Below are 21183 nucleotides of genomic sequence, written 5' to 3' on the forward strand. Positions count from 1 at the left end.
GATTTGCATTATATGGAAATTTAATCCGTTTTCCCCACATGATATGCCTGATAAATCTCCCGCTTCGGCACATTCCTGTCCAATGCGACCTGTTTAATCGCCGCTTTACTCGAATAAATTTCTTTTTCCATATAACGATCAACATGTTCTTCTATCGATAAATACTGCCACCATTCAGTACCCTCATTTTTTTCCGCTTCCTTACTGCCTTCAACGATAATGCAAAATTCCCCTCTAAGCTCATTCTTTTCCGACCAGGCAATCAATTCATCCATCGTTCCCCGGACATACTCTTCAAATCGTTTGGTCAGCTCTCTGGCGATGGCCGCCTTACGCATTCCAAATATATCTTTTATTGCGTGTAATGTATCCTTCAGCCTGTAAGGAGATTCATAAAATAAAAGGGTTGCCTGTAGGTTTTTCAGCTGTGCCAGCGCTGCTTCTTTATCTTTTTTCTTTCTCGGCAGAAATCCATAAAAATAAAATTCATCAGTCGGAAGTCCCGAGCCGATCAGCGCACATAATGCAGCGTTCGCACCAGGCAGCACTATCACCGGCAAATTCGACTCCGTTGCTGCCTGTACGATTTCAAACCCCGGATCGGATATTCCGGGCATTCCGGCATCACTGACGATAGCAATGGATTCTCCCTGTTTTAACTTTTCCAGAAGGTGTTCTTCCCTGGTCCTTTTATTATGTTCATGATAGCTGATTAAAGGAGTGGAAATATCAAAGTGATTCAATAGCTTTTTCGTATTCCGGGTGTCCTCGGCTGCGATGACATCAACGGACTCCAATATTTTCAGTGCCCTGTATGTAATGTCCTCCAAGTTTCCAATAGGCGTGGGAACGACATACAGTGTCCCCTTATCCGTTTCTTCAAAGCTCTTTTGAATGTTCACTGCTACTCACTTCCTTCAGCATCGTGCGGATCAGCTGTAATTTTCCTTTTCTGCCCAGCTGCTTAATCTCATATTCCTTTTTCATTGCGGCTTCCTTCGTTGGAAAACGTTCCACATACACCACTTGAAACGGTCCTCTGCCCCTTGTATATTTCGCGCCTTTTCCTTCAGTATGCATTTTAAGACGATGTTCCAGATCATTGGTATAGCCTGTGTAGAATGTATTATCCTTGCATTTTAATATATAAACAATATGTTCATGTGCGGTCATAAATAATTTCCTCTGCTTCTTTTGTATAGTTTCCATCTTCTTCATAAATATATAAAGGCGGCAAAATTTTCAAATCCGGTTTCCCGTCGCGGACACCTTCCACAAGCAGCATGTTTGCATCCCTTCCTTTTTTCGGGTAAACAAGCTGAATACGTTTTGGCTCCAATTTACAGGAGCGGAATAATGCGATGATATCCGCCAGCCTGCCCGGACGGTGCACCATCGCTACCTTTCCCCCGGGCCGTACATGCAGTTTGCACGCCTTCACTACGTCCTCAAGTGTACAGTAAACTTCATGGCGGGCGATCGTCAAAAATTCATTCTGATTATGCTCATTTTTAGAGGGAGTGCGAAAATATGGCGGGTTGCATGTTACTACATCAAAATTGCTTTGCCCCAATACCGGCTGCATTTCTTTTAAATCCCCGTGTATGGCACTTAGTTGATCCGTAAGCTCATTTAAATCAAAATTCCTTACCGCCATCTGATAGATGCGTTCCTGGATTTCCACGCCGGTGATTTTTGCATTGGTCCGTTTAGAGAGCAGCAGGGGGATAACGCCATTACCCGTACATAAATCCAAAATCCTGCCCTTTTTAATTGGTACATAGGCAAAATGGGCAAGCAATACAGCATCAAGCGAAAAAGAAAACGCCGTCGGACTCTGGATAATCTTCATGCTTTCATCCGCCAGCAAATAATCCAATCTTTCATCATCATATAATTGTACCATGATTGATCCTCTCTTTTGCAGCACAGGGACGGTTCTCCTGTCGCAGCTGCAGCAGGAGAACCGTCCCCGTGTTTACGATGTTTTATTGAAAAAATCCAGGCAGAAGATACAATCTTCCTGTCTTGGACTGCCGAATTCAAAGTTGCAAATATGGAAGCCTTCTTCATATAATCTGGCTAAGTTATCATAGCCCTCTTTTGGAGAACTGTCGGATCGTTTCTTTTTATGTGTATTGTCTTCCTCTTTTTCTTCCGCTTCCCCGAAATGTTCGCGTAAATGATGGTTTTCCATGGCCAGCCGGTGATTTTCTTCCAGTAATTCCCCTAACTTATTCTTCAGGTCGCCAAGCTGTTCATATAGTTCCCCAATCTGTTTCTCCATATCAGAGACTTGGTCAAATATTTTTCTCCGATTGTTATTCACGCCTACTCACTCCATTATTTTGCGGCTTGCGCAACCATACCTTCATTGATGAGTTCATCCAATGTATACTCAATCACCCGTTCATTTTCACCGTTAATTTCTATTTGGATCAGCCGCTCCAGCATGTTTAATCCAATCACTTTTCCTTTGCCATATGGTGTTTTTAAGGTCTCGCCAATATCAGGAAGTTCACGCTTAGCTTGTTCGTACTCATCATTTTCATACTTTAGGCAGCACATCAGCCGGCCGCATAGTCCGGAGATTTTTGCCGGGTTTAATGATAAGTTTTGATCCTTTGCCATTTTAATAGATACTGGTTCAAAATCTCCCAAAAACGTGGAACAGCAAAGCATTCTGCCGCACGGGCCAATGCCTCCCAGCATTTTTGCTTCATCCCGTACACCGATTTGTCTCAGTTCAATACGGGTCTTAAACATGGAAGCAAGATCCTTTACTAAATTACGAAAATCAACGCGTCCATCTGCCGTAAAATAAAATATGATTTTATTCCGGTCAAATGTGAACTCTACGTCTACTAGATTCATATCCAGCTCATGCTCTTTAATCTTTTTCGTGCAAGCCTCCAAGGCTTCCTCAGCCTGTTCCTGATTTTCCACTACGGTTATTTTATCCTTCTCTCCGGCCAGGCGGATAATCTTTTTCAGCGGCAGTACCACATCCTCTTCATCCACCTTCTTATCAACAAGCACGACCTTCCCGAACTCAATGCCCCGAACCGTTTCCACAATAACATAACTGTCCAGTTCAACAGGGACATCACCCGGATCGAAATAATATATTTTACCCGCTTTTTTAAAGCGGACACCTGTAACTGTAATCAATCCTATTTCACCTCTTTAGTTGAAGTGTAAGCTGTTCCATCACTAATGTCGGATGGACATTTTGCTTCAATTTTCTTTTTGCCTGTAAAATAGCCTGCAGGTTGTCTATGATGCTTTCCTGCGAAAAAGACAATGCAGCTCTTTGCAATAAATCACTATTTGCCCGGAAAAATACAAGCTGTTCTTCATTGCCGATATGATAATAAAGAATATCCTTCCATGCCAGTAGCATGACGTCCAGACCTTGTTCCTGCTCGCTTCTTTCTTTAAAGTGCGGCATCCAGGAGGAGTGGATAAAAAGATAAGCATCCTCAGGATAATTTACAAGCTTTTCAATCAATTGTACCACTAGTTTTAAGGCTGAGGCAAACCAGTCATCAGACTTCCAGGCTACCGCCTCATCTATACTGTTCGTCAGCGCGCTCATCAGTACCGCATGCTGCTCGGGCATTCCTTCATCCATTAACTTTTTTTGAAATTTTTTCGGGTTAAGCGGCTGCAGGTCAATTACCTGACATCTGGAGCGGATCGTTGGTATGATGGCGCTGCTGTTTTCCGTAAGCATGATGGCTGTCGTTTGTCTGGACGGCTCCTCCAGAAATTTTAAAATCCGGTTGGCAGCATTTAATGTTAATGTATCTGCGGCTTTAATAATATAAACCTTTTTATTGGACTCCAGTCCGGAGTATGTAAATTCCTTTTGCAGGTTTTTGATCTGTTCTATTTTTATAGATTGACCGTCAGGCACTATCCAATGCACGTCAGGATGGTTTCCGGAATCGATTCTTTTGCACATTTGGCAGGTATGACACGGTTCCAGCCCGTCTTTATCTGTACAAAATAAGCCCTTTGCAATTAATGATGCAATGGCTTCCTTTCCTGTCCCCCGTTCACCTTGAATGAGGTAGGCATGAGAAACACGGCCTTTTTTTATGCTGTTTGTAATAATCCTGCCTGCCAATGGCTGAACTTCTGCCACTTCAGACCATGTTTTCATTGCTGCTCCTCCTCTCCCATACTCCTTAACAATTATTACGTATATATATTAATCAGCAGCCCTTTGATTTCACCGATCAGGCCCAATATATCCACTGATTTCTTTTCCTGATTCATGACTTCTTCCGTTAATTCCATCAGTTTTTCATCAATATATTTTACAACCGTCAATTGACGGGTTTGCCCATCAATTCCAAAGCTGTGGGACTGTTCCAGATCCATTCCTTCTTTGACCGCTTTTTGCAGGAAGCCTTTCACCATTCGCTTGAACTTGGCCAGATCGCGGAAAGAACGAAAACGTGCAAGCTTATTCCCCTGTGCGGTAATATCCTTCATTAATTGCTGGAATTCCTGTTCATTCACCTGATGCATCCGGGACTGAAACGTCTTATAAAATTCATTCGCGGTACTTTTAGATGGCCGTGTATACGCCGTATCCGATTGTGTTTTCAACTCATGGCCGATTTTCATCCATCCAGCCCTCCTCCTGCAACATGGGTGCAACATAGGGACGGTTCTCTCGTTTTATTAGACTGAATTTTTCATCAAATGCAGCAACAGGAGTACCGTCCCTATGTTTCAAAATTGGTAAAATGACTCGATTGGCAGTATGAAGCAGGTTGCTCCGCCGACTTCTACTTTAACCGGTTTTGGGATATAGGAGTCTGCATTCCCGCCCATTGGGGAAATAGGTGCTACCATTTGTTCGCGGTGGGAGCAGTTTTCCTTGATAATTTCTAATGCTTCATCCACATATTGATCCTCACAGCCAATCATTAATGTTGTATTTCCTTCTTTTAAAAATCCGCCTGTTGTTGCAAGTTTTGTTGTTTTAAAGTTCTCATCACTTAACGCTTCTGTCAGGCGGTTTGAATCTTTGTCCTGAATAACCGCAATAATCAGCTTCAACCCTTCTACCTCCTTACTTTTCCAGATGGAAAACAATTTGTTTCAGTGCTTCATCTTTCACTGCTTCTATTGACTGGTCCGCATTGATGGAATGTATGCGGTCCGGGAATCTTTTTAACAAAATATGATAAGCCTCATAAACCTGTTCATGAAAACGGATAGTTTTTAGATCAAGACGGTTTCTTTCTCTGTTCTTATTCGCCGCAATCCGTGCCAGTCCTATTTTTGGGTCAATATCAAAAAATAATGTTAAATGCGGCATGCAGTCCTGGATGGCAAATTGATTCACTGAAAAAACTTCTTCCATCCCGAGACCCTGGGCATATCCCTGGTAGGCGAGGCTGCTGTCAATAAACCGGTCGCATAAAACAATTTTTCCCGCATCCATGGCCGGTAATACCTTCTCTGTCAAATGCTGGTGACGGGCTGCGGCAAACAATAATGCTTCCGTTCTTTTCTGCATCTTTGTATTTGCAGGATCAAGGATGACATTTCTAATTTGTTCTGCAATTTCAATGCCGCCCGGCTCCCTGGTTGTCATGACATCATAGCCCTGTTCTTCCAGTGCTTTTCCTGCCGCATGCAGTACTGTTGTTTTTCCCGCACCTTCCCCGCCTTCAAATGTGATAAAATATCCACTCACGTCATTTCTTCCCCTTTTTTACTGCCGAAATATCATCATGCCGTGCTTATTCCACTTCTGGATGGACACGCCCTGCGCTTGCAAATGCTTGATCATGTCCATATGTGCTTCCGTCACTATTTCTCCTTTGAGAATAAGCGGTATGCCTGGTGGATAGGGAATGATGGCTTCTGCTGCTATATATCCTATTGCCTTATGAAAAGGCACCAATTCCTGTTTTATTTGATGCATTTCCGAATAAGATAACTCCAATTCCTGCATCGGATTTAAAAATAGATCGTTCCTTACTATTGTACCATGATTGGCCTGTTTTTTTAATTGCCCATTGACTGTTTTTATCGTTTTTTCCAGCCTTTTAATGTGTGCAAAGGGGGCTAGTCCATGAATAAATAATATCTGATTATGTGTAATGAGCTCCGGATAAACTTTTTCCTGTTCAAAAAGTGCTGCCGTTTCTTTTGCGGAAATGCCCTTTTTTACCTGCAGTGTCAGCTTTAAAGGATCATCAGAAGGAACAAGCTGCCAATGGTCAGCAGCCTGCAGCCTCTTTTTTACCTGTACAGCGCTCTCCAAGACTTCTTGTATTTTTTGAAAATGCATGGATGCTAAAAAATACCGTGATATATCCAATGAAGCCATTATCGGATAGGAAGGACTGCTTGACTGCACCATTTGCAAATAATAACCAAGCTTCTCTTTGGAAATACGCGATGACTTCACATGCAAAAAAGCCCCCATCGTCATGGCCGGCGCCATTTTGTGGGCAGACTGGACTACTGCATCCGCGCCCAGGAAAAGAGCAGAGAGAGGAAATGGCTCCCCGAGGGAGAAATGCACGCCATGCGCTTCATCCACGAGCACGGGAATATCGCGTTCATGTGCTGCCTCGATCATCTCCTGAATAGGAAAGGTTTTTCCAAAATAATCAGGGTAGGTAAGCATCACGGCTCTGGCCTCCGGATGCTCCTGAAGTGCCGTTTCCAGCGTATGTATTTCCGGATTGGTATAACGGCCAACTGTCTCATCATATCCAGGAGAAATAAACACCGGATGTGCCCCGGCCAATTCCAGTCCATTCAAAATCGATTTATGGCAATTGCGCTGCACGATCACTTTATCTCCGCTGGAGCAAGCCGCCAGAAGCATCGCTAAATTCCCGGCAGTGCTTCCGCCTGTAAGAAAGAAAGTATGGTCTGCTTTAAAAAAATCCGCCGCCAGCTGCTGTGCTTCAGCAATAGCCCCTGTTGGGGAATGCAGATCATCCAGACCCGGCAGCTCAGTCAGATCCAGTTTTAAAATCCGGTCATAGAAATCCTTGGCGGGATAGATCTCCCCATTTTTATGTCCGGGGACATGAAAAGATATCGGCTCTTGTTGTGCGAAATGGATTAATGTCTCGTACAAAGGCATTTGCTTCTGGTTCATTCATAATCTCTCCGTGTTCATTTTCGATTAAAATAAAAGTGACCGGTGAAATATAATAAATCACGAACGAGATCACTGCGTGTTTTTGTATAAATATTAATATCTGTTAAAGGAATAAGCTAATCTCTAAACAAGGCTCTACTCATTAGCATGATCAATTGGAATAAAATGATATTCCCAATGCGTCCTGCATTCATATAATTTGTAAAATCCCTGGAATTCGTCTTTTTCCATATATCCACATTGCTGACGGGCATTGTTAAAAACATCTTGCACTTCATCTTCTGAAGCTCTATAGTAGCTTAAGTCCGGAAAGACATCAATCCATGCCTGATCAGCATTTTCGTCATACCTTGATTTCAATTCATAAATACGTACACCTTTTTCCCCTTCATCCTTCACTACTTTTATTTCACTCTCATTATTTTCACCATTTTCCCCGGCGATTTCCATGAAATCTTCCAGTATATCTTTATTTTTCAGTTCAGTATTACTTACGACAACATCATCTTCACCTGGAACATATTCTTCCAGAGGTTCTTCCTTGCTTTGTTCCTCATATTGGGAATCCTGGTTTTCCTCTTCCTGTTCGGAGTATGTATCTCTGGAAGCATTGGATTCTGTTGCTTGATCTTCGCTGGATGAATCCTGTGTATCTCCTTGTTCAGAGGAGTTATCATTTGTATTTTGTTTTGCGCTGCTGTTTGCTGAATTGCTGTCTGAATCAGCACTTGGCTCCTCAGGTGAGTTTCCGCAAGCAGTCAATGTAACTATGAGTAGTGTGAACACTACGGTTAAAAACTTGTGATTGTTATTCATTAAAACACTGCCTTTCCTCTTTAATCTGCAATAGGGAACAGCTGCTCTTATACGTGATAATAGCATTAATCCAACTTTGATTCTACTACAATAAGGACATAGATTCTTTAGCATTAAATTGAATTACCCCAAGGCATCGATCCTTCCCATATACCGTTACTGCTGCTTCATGTTTACCGAGTGAACTGCAACAATTGATTCCTGAGATGTTTTCCCATCATTACCTGCACTTCGAACCATGTCTTTGCCATTATACTTTAATAGTGGTATCTGTTTCTAAATAAAATTTTCCCTGGATTTTCTAATCGATTTTAAATAACTGTCCATTTGCGTATAAATAATGCAAAATTGGACCGGCATTGCGTTTAATGAGCTCACCGTCATTCAATGGTATCCCTCAATCCCTCTTTATCATTATAGACGGAAAAGTGATAAAAAAGATACGGAAGTTTTTAAAAATAATATTATGGGATTAATGAATATGCAAGATAGTTTTACACCAACAAAAAAAGTCTTTGCGAACAAAGACTTTTTTTCTATGAATATAATTTTGGTTTCGTAACATTTTTTAGTTTATGCAAATAATATTTATATTTTTCTTCTCTTGGTTCCGTATGAATCATATTGTATTCACAATCCGTACAGATAAACATGGTATACAAATGAATTCCCTTTGCCTTTTCTTCTTCACAAATGCCGCAGCGCTGAATCATTTTTTTCATGTCCCCACCTCCGTTAGAAACTAGTATCTCCGAATCTAACGTATCTTATGCAGGGAAACTCAAAAACTTTAATTTTATTACTCCATTACGGGATGATAAATAAATGAATGGCTGCCAGTGAGGCTACACCAAACAAACCTAAAAATCCGGAAATTATGACCGTAAACAGATTTATCGGAATGTGTAAACCAATGGCACCCCCGAAAACATTCACAAAAAATAAAAATAATATGCCTATACCAATTTTGATCGTCGTTTGTCCAATAAAGCGCATTGGTTTGACCGGGGCTCCCACGATTAATAATAAAACAATTAATGCAACCATGATTGTAATAACTACTGTAGAACTCACGATACACCATCCTTTCTTGTCTCCTTTATAGTACATATGCGTCCATATATGGAAAAAGAACAAAAAAAGATAGCCATAAATCACAGTTTTTATTTCTCCGGGAAGAGAGCAAATTTCAGCCAATCAGAGGATTATATATTTTCAGCATCTGATAAACTTATTGACATTTGGGTTTACAAACCGTATAATACCTGCAAATAATGCATTTAGATTTGCAAAATGATTTACAAATATAAACCCGCAGGTGATAATAATGGACGGAAAAAAGACGAATAAACATGAAGCGATGGAAATAAACTGGGAGCAGCAAAAAGTAATATCCAATCCTTTGCGTTCAAGAATAATTGCTTTGCTTTACGAACAGCCCATGACACCTAAACAAACAGCTGATCAATTGGGGAAAAACCCCGGGACTGTATACTATCATATTCAACAGCTTGTGAAGCATAATATTTTAGAAGTGGACGATGTCCGTACAGATAAAGGAATTGTAGAAAAATATTATAGAGCCAAAGCCGGATCTTTTAAAAACCCGGAAGCTGCATCCCCGGCAGGACATGTTGATGGCAGATCGGCAAATGTGTATTTGTCCAAAGAACTTTTAGCAAAATTAAGCAAAGATATCGAGGAACTTTTCTTTAATTATGGCCATTTATCCTATAAAGAAAAGGATAGTGAAGAACAATCACCGTACTCTATAGAATTTCTTATAAAAGAATTTAAAGAGAATGATAAGGATTAATGGAGAAATTTAAAACCATTTATGACAGAAAGAAACTTTTAAATTTTAATGTCAGAATACTAAATAAGAAAAACCTGCACTTACGCAGTTAATGCCATATTTTTATGCAGCATGCAGGAAAGTCATTTCAAAAAACGCTCAATTTGAGCGTTTTTTTGCTTGCTGCAATTTTTTAGGGTGTTTGTTCATTTAAATTAATTGCAGCTTTTCTCTTCCTGCATTTCTATCATTATACTAATCTATATATCCGGTAAATTACTTCCGCATCTTCCATGCATTCACACCGCGATGGCGGGCCTCACGCAGCAGGAATAAATACTGCGCCCGCAGTGCTTTTGCCTGATAATATCCATTTACTGTCGGTTCCATGCTTTGGTCTATAATAGACTGAACCTGCTTCCATTCTGATTGCAACGAAAAAATAGTATTTAATAATTGCTTGTCTATATCTTTTTTCCTGACTTTTCTAGCCATGCATGTCACCCGACCCTACAAATCTCTTCTTCCTTCAAGTGCTTTTGATAATGTTACTTCATCGGCATACTCCAAATCCCCGCCAACCGGCAGACCATGGGCAATTCTCGTCGTCCGGATTCCGGATGGTTTCACAAGGCGGGAGATATACATAGCCGTAGCTTCTCCTTCAATATTTGGATTGGTGGCAAGGATCAGCTCCTCTACTTCCTCGTCTTTCAGCCGATTGATCAGTGCCGGGACGTTAATATCCTCCGGCCCTATTCCATCCATTGGGGAAATCGCTCCATGCAGCACATGGTACTTTCCCTGATAATCTTTCATTTTTTCCATGGCAATCACATCTTTTGGGTCCTGCACGACACAAATAATCGAGGCATCGCGTGAGGTATCCTTGCATATCGGACAGGGATCCTCATCTGTTATATTTCCGCAGACGGAACAGTGTGTCAGTTCCCGTTTTGCACTTACCAATGCCTTTGCAAAATTTAACACATCATCTTCTTTCATATTCAAAACAAAAAATGCCAGACGGACTGCTGTTTTCGGCCCGATCCCCGGCAATTTCGTAAAACTGTCAATGAGTTTGGATATAGGTTCTGGGTAATACATATGATGTTCCTCCTAGAACGAAGACGCGCCCTGCCTGCAGGCAAGTGCATATAAAAGACCATGGACTTATCACCGGGCATAGCCGGTGAAAGCCCGTTTATTATTGATATTTGGAAAATATGCATTTGTAAACAGTTCACAAATTACATCATACCCGGAGGCATATTCAGTCCTTTTGTAAATTGGCCCATTGTCTCATTTGTTTTATCGTCTACTTGTTTAATGACGTCATTGGTTGCTGCAAGAACAAGATCCTGAAGCATTTCCACATCATCCGGATCTACAACCTCTTCTTTAATTTGTACATCGGTTATTTCCTTTTTTCCATTGGCAGTTACTGTAACCATTCCACCCCCGGCGGAGGCTTCAAACGTCATCTCATAAAGTTCATCCTGTGCCTTCATCATTTTCTTCTGCATTTTCTGCATCTGTTTCATCATATTATTCATATTTCCCATACCCTTCATGGAAAACAACTCCTTTTTATGCTGTATTTTAATCTATAGTAAACTGCTGCCCATCATCCGGCAGCCTGAACATTTCATTCGTCTTTCTAATCATGGACTTCCAGCAGATCTTCTCCCACAAGTTCTTTGGCCTGCTCTACGATGGGGTCCGGTTTTTGTTCTTCTTCCCTGGTGGCGGCTTGCTCCTGATGATTTATAAATTCTGTCCTGACTTCCTGCCAGGCTTGTTCCGGTATTGGAATAATAGTCAGTGATTTGCCCATCACACTGCCTAAAACTGTTTCAACCGTTTGCCTGTGATCAAGAAACAGGGAACAATGAATTTCATATTTAAAGGCGACAACCACAGCGTCTTCCGATACTGCAACAGGCTTACTGTCCTGAATCGTCGCATGTGCAGGGGCATTGGCTGTTTTTAACTGGGATAAAAAGGAACCCCATTGGCCCTGTACCTGTTTTCTCAAATTCTTTTCCGCCTGCTGGACAACATTCCGAATCCTTTCGTAAGGCACTTTAAAACTGGTCTTAGAGGATCTGGCCTGCGTTCTTTGCACTTCTCTTCTTGGTGCAGGCTGTGTGTTCCCTGCTGATTGCTGTTTTAAGCCGGCTATTTCTTTTTCCAGCTGATCCAATTTTGAAGTCAGCTTCATAACGGCAGCTGCGTCCTGGGTATCAGCAGCTGATTCCTGTTTTTGATAGCGGTTTGTAATGGTAATAATGGCTATTTCTATAAAAACTTTCGGGCTGGTCGTCCATTTGATTTCCTGCTGGCACTGGTTTAATTCCATGATCGCTTCCTGAATCCATTCGTTGGATACCTGCTCGGTAATTGCTTTAAAGCTTTCATCCACTCTGGCACGCTCCAGAAGCCCCCCTAATTCCGGGGCACTTTTGAAGAGCAAAAGATCCCGCATAAAATAGATGAGATCATAAACAAAGCGGGCCGGATCTTTTCCGCCGGCAATCAGTTTATCGAGCATGGTTAGGGCACTTTGTACATCCTTTTCATGCATCACTTTTACAATGTCAGTCAGGATTTGCTGGGAGACGCCTCCTGTTACAGCAAGCACATCTTCCAGTTCAACCGTATCATTACTGTAGGAGATTGCCTGATCCAAAATACTTAATGCATCCCGCATCCCGCCTTCTGCCGCTAAAGCAACGGTCTCCAGTGCTTCCGGAGAAACCTCTATATTTTCCATTTCAAGGATTGTATTCATACGGTCTACAATAGTCTGATTGGAAATCGGTTTAAAATCAAATCGCTGACATCTGGAAAGAATCGTTAGCGGGATTTTATGCGGTTCCGTTGTGGCTAAAATAAACACCACGTGCTTTGGCGGCTCCTCCAAAGTTTTTAACAATGCGTTAAAGGCATTCACGGAGATCATGTGCACTTCATCAATAATATACACTTTATATGGCACAGAGCTGGAGGCGTACTTTACTTTATCGCGGATTTCCCGAATATCCTCCACACTGGTATTTGATGCAGCATCAATTTCAATGACATCCGAAATGGAACCATCCTGAATACCGAGGCAGGCTGCACATTCATTGCATGGTTCTTTCACCGGCGCATGCTCGCAATTAATCGTTTTGGCAAAAATCTTGGCAGCACTTGTTTTTCCTGTTCCCCTTGGACCGGAAAATACATAGGCATGAGAAAATTTTTCCTGAACAATCGCATTTTGCAGCGTTCTCGTTATATGGGTTTGTCCAACTACATCCTGAAATTGTTTTGGTCGCCATACGCGGTATAACGCCTGATAGCTCATAATTAAAATCCCCTCTTTTATCTCCTTCTAATTATACTCTATTTTGGGGGTGATTGTGAACCTTGGAGACAAATTTTAAAAGGAGATATACACAGGACGACTTTAAAAAGAGAAATCAGCATAAAGCCGATTTCCCTTTTTCTCAGATGGAAAGTCTTCAGCGAAAATTATTTTTTTGAACGTATTCGCTTGTTAAATACAGCTTAAATTGTTTATGTAATACTTATTCATAAGCTGATCCAGCTGCTGACTGCATTTAATGGTTCGTTCATCCTTTAATCCATATTTTTTGCCGAGTTCAATCATCTCTTTTTTCTTTATTACAATATTATCCGGCACGTGAAAGTCACTCGGCACTCCTCGTATTACCCCTTGTTCCATATTACTTTTTCCTTTCCATATATAGTAGCGTTTAAAAAAATACAACCATGAGTAATTATGCCCACTTAAAATAAAAAATCAAGGCATTCGACAATCAAAGTCAAAAGAACATATAATTAGACAAAAATATATAGGAAAAATGGAAGATATTGGGGTAATGACCAGATTCTATCATGTTCCCGGTTAATTTAGCTTTTTAGCATTTTCATCAGAAAAAAATCCCTCTGACTGGACAATCAGCAGAGGGATTTTTTATATATGTAAGCCGTGCACCCATCATCGATGTGACAGCCCTATGCGCTACTTAATTTCATGGCTCGGCCCAGGTGACCCTGCGGCACACAGGAATGACCACTTACTGCTGCTTCCTTCCGGACCTGACAGGATTCATGGGTTCCTGTTGCGCAGGACCTGAACGTCAGCACCACTCCATTAAGGCAGACCATAAAGCTGTCCCACCTCAGATGGGAATTCGGCCTCGCTATAGCGGATTGCGAGTACAGGGCACCGCTACCTCCCCGCTTAGCACGGCACTCTTCATTATAACATGTCTGAGTAAAAATGCAATATGGGGTTTTATGGCAGTGACCGGAGAAATAAGCAGCGGAACACCATACGAACGTATTGAAATTTTTGGCCAATAAAGTTTTTGAACTCGAAAAAGAATATATAAACTGGATAACAATTAAAATACTTACAATACAAAATAAGGGATGAGGTTACTTAGTCTTTCCTGTTTTTCCTCTCCCGGAGGCCCTTAAAAAAGTCCTTCAGCAGCTGTCCGCATTCTTTTTCCAGCACACCGGAAGTTACTCCCGCCTGGTGATTGAAACGTTCATCATTCAGCAGATTCACCAACGAATGGACACTTCCTGCTTTTGGATCTGGAGCACCATATACCACCCGCTTTATGCGTGATTGTAAAATAGCCCCCGCGCACATGGGACAGGGCTCCAGCGTTACGTAGAGCGTGCAGTCCTCCAGCCGCCAGCTTCCCATTTTTTCATTTGCTTTTTGAATAGCGATCAGTTCAGCATGGGACAATGTCGTTTGGGAAGTTTCCCTGATATTATAGCCCGTTCCAATAATTTCATTATCATGAACCACCACAGCTCCAATCGGCACTTCGTTATATGTTAATGCCTCTTTTGCCTGTTTTATTGCCAATTGCATATATTGTTCGTCTGTCATGACCGTCACATCACTTTATTCAAAATTATTTTATACTCTTCCATAAGTTTTAAAACAGGACAAAAAGGAAAACGTGAATAATAATGTTTTTCCTTTTGACCCACCAAGGAGGTAATTATGGAAAATTCACTGGATAATACAGTTGTGCTGTTCGTTGATGTCATTAATGATTTTGATTTTATCGGTGGAGAGCGCCTGCAGAAACATACAGAAGAAATGCTGCCCAATATGATCAATCTAAGAAAGTTTGCCAAGGAAAATGATATACCCACCATATATATTAATGATCATTATGGCATGTGGCAAGCAGACTTTAATAAAATCATCGATTACTGCAAAAATGAACGGAGTGAAGAAATTATAGATGCACTTAAACCGGATCATCATGATTACTTTTTAATCAAGCCGCAGCATTCCGCTTTTTTTCAGACACCACTTCAATCTCTCCTGATTGAGCTGGACCGCACACACCTTATCATTAGCGGCATTGCCGGGGATATCTGCATATTATTTACAGCAAAGGATGCCTATATGTACCAATACAACATGCATATTCCGCAAAATTGCATGGCTTCAGAAGAAAAAGAGAATAACGAGTATGCACTGTATTTAATGCATTCGGTGATGAAGGCGGATATTCGGCCGTTTTAAGCAGACATATCCAACACTCCCTCCTCATAAAATGTAAGTAGCATTTCTTGAAAAGGAGGGAGTTTTCTTGCAAATCCATGTAGTACAGCAAGGAGAGACGATATTTCAGATCGCCAATACATATGATATTTCCGGACAAATCATCATAGATGCGAATGAGCTGGAGACACCGGATCAATTAGTTGTCGGTCAGGCGTTGGTTATTCCAATTACCGGTCAATATTATTTTGTGCAGCCGGGTGACAGCCTGTTCTCCATTGGTCAAACATTTGGCATATCTTACGAAGAGCTGGCCCAAATTAACGCGATACCCGTGAATAATATACTTCCCATCGGCCTGCGTTTATATATTCCGCCCCGGGAGAAGCGTGCCATTCAGTCGAATGCCTATATTGAGCCAATAGGAGAATCTGTTTCGGAAACCCTGGAAAATGCAGCTGCAAAAGCTGCACCGTACCTCACATTTCTAGCCATTTTCAGCTATCGGGTAAATCGGGATGGAACATTAACCCCGCCTCCCCTCAATGGACTGGTGGAGACAGCAAATGCAAACGATACGGCATTAATGCTTGTCGTCACCAATCTGGAGGAGGGGGCATTCAGTGAAGAACTCGGCCACATTATACTGACCGTGCAGGCTGTGCAGAATACTTTGCTTGATCAGATTGTCAACATCGCACAGGAAACAGGTTATCGGGATGTGCATTTTGATTTTGAATTTCTGCCTGCAGAGGACAGGGAAGCCTACAATGAATTCCTAAGAAAGGCGAAAGACCGGTTATCACAGGCTGGTTTACTCATGTCCACAGCAGTAGCGCCAAAAACAAGTGCTGAACAAACCGGACAGTGGTATGAAGCACATGATTATGCTGCACATGGGGAGATTGCGGATTTTGTTGTATTGATGACTTATGAATGGGGATATACATTTGGCCCGCCGATGGCTGTTTCTCCAATCAATGAAGTAAGACGTGTAGTGGAATATGCGTTAACAGAAATGCCTGCTGAAAAAATTATTCTGGGGCAGAACTTATATGGCTATGACTGGACCCTTCCATTTGTAGAAGGAGGACCGGGTGCCCAGGCAGTCAGTCCGCAGCAGGCCATTGCTATTGCCAGGGATAATAATGCGCAGATCCAATATGATGAGACAGCGCAGGCTCCGTTTTTTACTTATACGGATGCAGAAGGAAATGAGCATGAGGTATGGTTTGAAGATGCAAGATCCATTCAGGCAAAATTTGATTTAATAAAAGAATTGAATCTGCGGGGGATTGCCTATTGGAAATTGGGTCTCGCATTTCCGCAAAATTGGCTGTTGCTTCAGGATAACTTTGATATAACAAAACTGGAATAAGGAATCCTCGAGAGATGCTAACTCCATTTTGATTTAGTATCTCTTTTTTACATTCCAAATGGTTTAATGCCGTAATTATTTTTTTACACTAATTTAAATGAAAACGAGCGTACAGCTACTTTATAATTACAGTATGGGAGAAAAAGCTTGCCCGGAAAATTTCCGGGCAAGCGGTTATGCTGTTACCAGCGCTTCTTCCAATTAATTTTCTGTCTCTACCGGTATGTCTGTAATTCTCCAAGGCTGGGACCGCTCCATCTGGTTTTCGGAAATTTCATCTATCATGTTCCCTGGAACGGAAAGATCAACGGTAACACTTTCATCGCTCACCGCCGGCCAAATAACAGTGGAAGTAAAATAGCCATTTTCCCCCGGAGAACGCATGTAGCGTTCAGCAAGCGGGATAATATACTCCTCATCCTCTTCTGCTTGATCCATCCATCCTTCTGCATAACTTCCTTCTAAAGGGTCCAGGTAATAATCCAATGGATAATATCGTTGATTATTGTGTATAAGTGTTGGTGCATAAGCTGTATATTGACTAAAGCCAACAGTTTCATTGTCATGCCATCCCCGTGCGCCTATTCGATTCCCAAAACCGTAAGTCAGGGCCGTATACTCCCCTTCTGCATTCTCTGTACTTTTCACTCTTATTCTTCCCACCAGCAAATCATCAATTTTGCGAATGGATTCGATCTCAATTTCTCCATCGTCCGTTTGAACCGACTCCGGATATGCTGCCACTTCACCCAAGGCTTCCGGTAATTCTGCTCCCGTTTCCATTTCCACTTCCACTTCTTCTGCCGGCGGGGTAAAATGTAATTCCACCCGCCTGTTTTGTGCTCTTCCTTCCTCCGTGTCATTCTCTGTTATAGGATCATGAAAAGACGCTCCGCTTACAGCAACATCGAAATCTGACAGTCCCATTAATTCTTCCAGCTTCTCTCTTACTGCTGCCGCTCTGTCTTCTGAAAGCTTCTGGTTATAATCTTCTGTTCCTTCATTGTCTGTATGCCCGACAATTTCCAGTTTTCCGCCTTCTGCACCTGCAAGTTCTGCAGCCGCAGCTTCCAGCTCTTTATCTGCTTCGTCCATTAAATCAGAGGAGTCAAATTCAAACAGGACATCCGTAGAGAGCATTAAAGTAGCGTGTTCAATTTCATCAATCCGGCTGACGGATGTCTCTACACTTTCCCGATAACTTTCTATCGGGAACACCCGAGCCTGAATTCTCTCGAAGTTTCCATCAAACGCTTCCGGTCCCCTGCTGTATTGGTTTAATTCACGTTCTATAATTTCTTCAATATCTGGAATCACTTGACTGTATACATCTTCTCTATCTTGATCTGATTCCATTTCTTCCAATGCCTTCTCCATTTCTTCCATAGTAAGCATACGAAGTTCATCCCGGTCTATAACCGGAATATTTTCCATAACGCCCAGTCTTCTGAACATCACATGCACGGACTCCGTTTCCGGCGCCGCAAATACACCAAAATATCGGGCAGGGCCGTGATTGCCTCCAAAAGTATATTGGCCCATGCGATTAAATTCGTCACCTACAAACGTATACAAAGCCTGGGATTGATGGTCGTCCAATAATAGCACAGCCGGGTGGGATACTGTCATCTCCTGTGCATCAATCATGCGAATATCCAAGCCTTGCTGCGTACTGATTCCTTCCCCTGTTGACAATGCATGATTAAATAAGCTCGGAAATCCTACGGTCAAATCACTGTCCGTGTCCAACGTAACGGGCAGAATGGCTAAATCGCCATCACGTACGATCGGACCCAATTTACCATGTACCTCATAACTTTCTCCCTTATCGGAGTGCCACAATTCCTGCTGGATTGGTATGGACATATCCACCAATCCTTCCCCGTCATTTCCCGCTGTTTCTGCCTCTTCAGCTTCGGGCTCTTCATTGTATGTATTTTCGGCAGTCTCTGTTTCTTCCCGGTCTGTTTTTTCCGCTTGTGCTTCTTCGTCAGCATTATTTTCATTGCAAGCGGCTAACAACAGCACCAAGCCAAATAATGCTATTAATCTTTTTTTCATCATCACTCGTCTCCTCATCTGGTAGTAAAAAAAGAGAATGAATGAGTTCCCGGTTTTTCTCTCAGTAACCAAGCCGTTAACTCATCAGTTCAATTGGGTTGGGGATGTTATTTTTTAAAAATTAATAAAATGAAATCCTTATTTAGTATACCCTGCCTGCGTGAAATTGTAAAAAGCTATTACAACAAAAAAGCACAGAATTAAATCTGTGCTTTTAAGGTTTATTGTATATTTAATAGTTTAATCGTATACCAAAAGATACCCTCCCCAAATGGAGAGATTTCCTTTTCATTAATTTAATACATTTAACGCTTCCTTCTTAAATGCCGGAAGGTCGTCCGGTCTGCGGCTTGTTACCAATTGATCCTGACAAACGACAACTTCTTCATCTTTGACATCCGCACCGGCATATTCCATATCGACACGAATGGACTTAAACCCTGTAGCTGTTCTGCCTTCCAGTGCTTTTGCAGTAATTAACAGCTGCGGTCCATGACATAAGGTAACGACCGGCTTTTTCTCATCCATAAAATGCTTGGCAAACTCCACGAAACGATCATCTGCACGCAGCATATCCGGGGAAAATCCTCCCGGAATAAACAATGCATCGAAGTCCTGTGGATCGACATTGTCAATGCCTTCATCAATGTTTACTTCTGCTTCATTATTTTTACCGGTCACTTTTGTGCCTTTTTCCTTTTCAATCGTAATGACTTCATGCCCGGCATCCTGAAATGCCTTCGCAGGATCTGTATATTCCACGTCTTCAAACATATCTGTAATTACTGTTGCTATTTTTTTACCCATTTCATATCGGCTCCTTTCTTCTGGGTGTACATTACTTGTTTTACCTTTTTTATCATGTGTAAAACGTGAAAGGAGCATCTCACATCAATTATTTTTGGAGCCGGTATAAATTAAAATAGCATCGCGCAAAAATGTTGCCGCGCCATTTGCAGCTTTGTCATAATAAGCGGAAAAACGCTCATCAGCCACATACATTTCCGCAAGTCCTGCATGGGCTTCTTTGGAATAGCTGCTCCAGGAGTACATGAGCCAATTTTTATGCTTGGCAGCTAATTCCTGTGCTTCATCCGAGGCCGGGTCTTCTGTTTTTACCAGATGTGCCAGCGTGGACAGAATTTCTTTTTCCAGCTCTTTCATCTTGTTAAAGTCCGCTTCTGTCATGTTCCGAAGTTTAGCATTACTGGCATCAATCATATCATCCCCGTATTTTTTGCGAATTTCCTTTCCGTAGTTTTCCTCATTTTCTTCCACTAATTTTTCCTTAAATCCTTCAAATTTTTCTTTATCCTGCATGGGAACTCCTCCTTTTTTGCTTGCAATGGTTTTTTCTACCGTGTGGATCAATCTGTCCAATCGGGCACGCTTTTTTGCCAGTTTTTTGTAATGCTGCTGCAGTGCTTCTGTCTGGTCATACTCCGGGTCATGGATGATTTTACCGATCTCGTCCAGACTGACATCCAGTTCACGGAAAAATAATATTTGCTGCAGCTGATCTACTTCCTTTTGCCCGTAAATTCGATAACCGGAAGAATTAATCTTTGCCGGTTTTAACAGGCCAATCTGGTCATAATAACGCAAGGTGCGGCCGCTGATCCCTGATAAATGGGCTAATTTCTGAACAGTATATTCCATATGGCATCCTCCTGACATCATTATCATAAACCTTTACGCAACGTAAAGGTCAATAAGAAATTTTCTTCTTTATAACGTGATCCTGCAATTATTTTTTGCACAAAAAAATTGGTTTATCAAGTTTTGATAAACCAATTTCTTAGAAAATGCTATTTTGACAATGCTATTTTTATATGTTCCAGGTGATGCTCCTCATGCCAAGCTAATTTTGCCACCTTTGTTGCAACGGTTATTTTACCGTTAATCTCATGGGTAAAACTCCGGTCTAATTGATCTTCCGTTAAGCTGTTTCCCAATGATACGATGCGCTCATTGATACCTTCCAGCATTTTGATGGAACTTTCCACCGGAAGCCCGGTATCCGGTTGAACAGCCCACTTGTCCTGGATAAAGTTTGGTACTGTCGGATTATCATCTGTTAAAGCCATTTTTAAACGCTGAAACATGTTCATCTGGGAATCAGCTATATGGTGGACAAGCTGACGGACGTTCCAGCTGCCCTCACGGTAAGTTTTGCTTAATTCCTCCTCACTTAAACCGTCAACAGTTTCTCTTAACCGGGACGTATAGGTTTCGATTTGCTTTAACCATTCCTGAACATGATCAAGCGTTACCTTGTCAGGGACTTCCAGTTCACCTATCGGGAATTTTGTATCCATTTCCAGCCCTCTTTTCTATGCTTTATTCATTATATTGTGGTATTACCTTATAATATATCCAATTGGCTTCGTGCTTGTAAACCAATTGGTATTACTAAAAAAACTTCCACCTTC

At 41.7% G+C, this 21183-nt stretch carries 26 protein-coding genes and 1 other RNA gene; 3 read left to right on the top strand and 24 right to left on the bottom strand.

Going from position 1 to position 21183, the window contains the following annotated elements:
- Positions 1–20 precede the first annotated feature (20 nt).
- The 13 genes from rsmI to GHD25_RS06770 all read right to left on the bottom strand — a co-directional run bounded on the left by rsmI (position 21) and on the right by GHD25_RS06770 (position 9037).
- Positions 21–902: a 16S rRNA (cytidine(1402)-2'-O)-methyltransferase gene (rsmI, locus tag GHD25_RS06710; RefSeq protein ID WP_164215618.1), complete on the bottom strand. Its 882-nt coding sequence runs from the start codon at positions 900–902 to the stop codon at positions 21–23.
- Complete coding sequence (locus tag GHD25_RS06715; RefSeq protein WP_164215619.1) at positions 880–1173, bottom strand: GIY-YIG nuclease family protein; 294 nt, start codon at positions 1171–1173, stop codon at positions 880–882. Before GHD25_RS06715 ends, rsmI begins: the two co-directional genes overlap by 23 nt.
- Entirely contained in the window at positions 1160–1906 is a 747-nt protein-coding gene (locus tag GHD25_RS06720) for a tRNA1(Val) (adenine(37)-N6)-methyltransferase (RefSeq protein ID WP_164215620.1), read from the bottom strand. The genes GHD25_RS06715 and GHD25_RS06720 overlap by 14 nt, the downstream gene beginning before the upstream one ends.
- 72 nt (positions 1907–1978) lie before the next feature.
- Complete coding sequence (locus GHD25_RS06725) at positions 1979–2287, bottom strand: DNA replication initiation control protein YabA (protein WP_164215753.1); 309 nt, start codon at positions 2285–2287, stop codon at positions 1979–1981.
- Positions 2288–2343: 56 nt separating this feature from the next.
- On the bottom strand, positions 2344–3171 hold the full coding sequence (locus GHD25_RS06730; RefSeq protein ID WP_164215621.1) for a PSP1 domain-containing protein: 828 nt from the start codon (positions 3169–3171) through the stop codon (positions 2344–2346).
- A 7-nt stretch (positions 3172–3178) separates the two neighbouring features.
- Positions 3179–4168: a DNA polymerase III subunit delta' gene (gene holB / locus GHD25_RS06735; RefSeq protein ID WP_164215622.1), complete on the bottom strand. Its 990-nt coding sequence runs from the start codon at positions 4166–4168 to the stop codon at positions 3179–3181.
- A gap of 35 nt (positions 4169–4203) precedes the next feature.
- Positions 4204–4638: a YaaR family protein gene (locus tag GHD25_RS06740; RefSeq protein WP_164215623.1), complete on the bottom strand. Its 435-nt coding sequence runs from the start codon at positions 4636–4638 to the stop codon at positions 4204–4206.
- A 108-nt stretch (positions 4639–4746) separates the two neighbouring features.
- Positions 4747–5076 (bottom strand): cyclic-di-AMP receptor, encoded by a 330-nt coding sequence (locus GHD25_RS06745; RefSeq protein ID WP_164215624.1) that lies wholly within the window; start codon positions 5074–5076, stop codon positions 4747–4749.
- A gap of 13 nt (positions 5077–5089) precedes the next feature.
- Entirely contained in the window at positions 5090–5719 is a 630-nt protein-coding gene (gene tmk, locus GHD25_RS06750) for a dTMP kinase (protein ID WP_164215625.1), read from the bottom strand.
- An 18-nt stretch (positions 5720–5737) separates the two neighbouring features.
- Positions 5738–7144, bottom strand: coding sequence for an aminotransferase class I/II-fold pyridoxal phosphate-dependent enzyme (locus GHD25_RS06755; RefSeq protein WP_164215626.1), 1407 nt, complete (start codon positions 7142–7144; stop codon positions 5738–5740).
- A gap of 138 nt (positions 7145–7282) precedes the next feature.
- On the bottom strand, positions 7283–7963 hold the full coding sequence (locus GHD25_RS06760) for a hypothetical protein (RefSeq protein WP_164215627.1): 681 nt from the start codon (positions 7961–7963) through the stop codon (positions 7283–7285).
- A gap of 536 nt (positions 7964–8499) precedes the next feature.
- Complete coding sequence (locus tag GHD25_RS06765) at positions 8500–8685, bottom strand: sigma factor G inhibitor Gin (RefSeq protein WP_164215628.1); 186 nt, start codon at positions 8683–8685, stop codon at positions 8500–8502.
- A gap of 85 nt (positions 8686–8770) precedes the next feature.
- Positions 8771–9037, bottom strand: a complete 267-nt coding sequence (locus tag GHD25_RS06770; RefSeq protein WP_164215629.1) for a pro-sigmaK processing inhibitor BofA family protein — start codon at positions 9035–9037, stop codon at positions 8771–8773.
- Between the two features lie 253 nt (positions 9038–9290).
- On the opposite strand from GHD25_RS06770, the gene GHD25_RS06775 reads away from it, so the two are divergent.
- On the top strand, positions 9291–9779 hold the full coding sequence (locus GHD25_RS06775) for an ArsR/SmtB family transcription factor (protein ID WP_164215630.1): 489 nt from the start codon (positions 9291–9293) through the stop codon (positions 9777–9779).
- 255 nt (positions 9780–10034) lie between these two features.
- On the opposite strand, the gene GHD25_RS06780 is transcribed toward GHD25_RS06775, so the two are convergent.
- The 7 genes from GHD25_RS06780 to tadA all read right to left on the bottom strand — a co-directional run bounded on the left by GHD25_RS06780 (position 10035) and on the right by tadA (position 14682).
- On the bottom strand, positions 10035–10253 hold the full coding sequence (locus tag GHD25_RS06780; RefSeq protein ID WP_164215631.1) for a YaaL family protein: 219 nt from the start codon (positions 10251–10253) through the stop codon (positions 10035–10037).
- Between the two features lie 15 nt (positions 10254–10268).
- On the bottom strand, positions 10269–10865 hold the full coding sequence (gene recR, locus GHD25_RS06785; RefSeq protein WP_164215632.1) for a recombination mediator RecR: 597 nt from the start codon (positions 10863–10865) through the stop codon (positions 10269–10271).
- Positions 10866–11008: 143 nt separating this feature from the next.
- On the bottom strand, positions 11009–11332 hold the full coding sequence (locus GHD25_RS06790) for a YbaB/EbfC family nucleoid-associated protein (RefSeq protein WP_164215633.1): 324 nt from the start codon (positions 11330–11332) through the stop codon (positions 11009–11011).
- A gap of 86 nt (positions 11333–11418) precedes the next feature.
- Complete coding sequence (dnaX, locus tag GHD25_RS06795) at positions 11419–13110, bottom strand: DNA polymerase III subunit gamma/tau (protein ID WP_164215634.1); 1692 nt, start codon at positions 13108–13110, stop codon at positions 11419–11421.
- A 192-nt stretch (positions 13111–13302) separates the two neighbouring features.
- Positions 13303–13491, bottom strand: a complete 189-nt coding sequence (locus GHD25_RS06800; protein WP_164215635.1) for an aspartyl-phosphate phosphatase Spo0E family protein — start codon at positions 13489–13491, stop codon at positions 13303–13305.
- 265 nt (positions 13492–13756) lie between these two features.
- Positions 13757–14022, bottom strand: an RNA gene (ffs, locus tag GHD25_RS06805) — signal recognition particle sRNA large type.
- A gap of 192 nt (positions 14023–14214) precedes the next feature.
- The gene (gene tadA, locus GHD25_RS06810) at positions 14215–14682 is read right to left on the bottom strand and encodes a tRNA adenosine(34) deaminase TadA (RefSeq protein ID WP_164215636.1); all 468 of its coding nucleotides are present in this window, start codon (positions 14680–14682) and stop codon (positions 14215–14217) included.
- A 117-nt stretch (positions 14683–14799) separates the two neighbouring features.
- Here tadA and GHD25_RS06815 point away from each other — a divergent pair, with 117 nt between their 5' ends.
- Entirely contained in the window at positions 14800–15333 is a 534-nt protein-coding gene (locus GHD25_RS06815; RefSeq protein ID WP_164215637.1) for a cysteine hydrolase family protein, read from the top strand.
- A gap of 67 nt (positions 15334–15400) precedes the next feature.
- Positions 15401–16690, top strand: a complete 1290-nt coding sequence (locus GHD25_RS06820; RefSeq protein ID WP_164215638.1) for a glycoside hydrolase family 18 protein — start codon at positions 15401–15403, stop codon at positions 16688–16690.
- Between the two features lie 201 nt (positions 16691–16891).
- Here the strand turns inward: GHD25_RS06820 and GHD25_RS06825 are convergent, their stop codons facing one another.
- The 4 genes from GHD25_RS06825 to GHD25_RS06840 all read right to left on the bottom strand — a co-directional run bounded on the left by GHD25_RS06825 (position 16892) and on the right by GHD25_RS06840 (position 21069).
- On the bottom strand, positions 16892–18751 hold the full coding sequence (locus GHD25_RS06825) for an OmpA family protein (protein ID WP_164215639.1): 1860 nt from the start codon (positions 18749–18751) through the stop codon (positions 16892–16894).
- Positions 18752–19042: 291 nt separating this feature from the next.
- A complete protein-coding gene (locus GHD25_RS06830) occupies positions 19043–19558 on the bottom strand; it encodes a type 1 glutamine amidotransferase domain-containing protein (protein WP_164215640.1) in 516 nt (171 codons plus the stop codon).
- Positions 19559–19642: 84 nt separating this feature from the next.
- Entirely contained in the window at positions 19643–20410 is a 768-nt protein-coding gene (locus GHD25_RS06835; protein ID WP_164215641.1) for a MerR family transcriptional regulator, read from the bottom strand.
- A 149-nt stretch (positions 20411–20559) separates the two neighbouring features.
- Entirely contained in the window at positions 20560–21069 is a 510-nt protein-coding gene (locus tag GHD25_RS06840) for a YfiT family bacillithiol transferase (RefSeq protein WP_164215642.1), read from the bottom strand.
- Between the last annotated feature and the right edge of the window lie 114 nt (positions 21070–21183).

Origin of the sequence: Virgibacillus aidingensis, assembly GCF_010994035.1 — a bacterium.
Lineage (GTDB): Bacteria > Bacillota > Bacilli > Bacillales > Amphibacillaceae > Virgibacillus_N.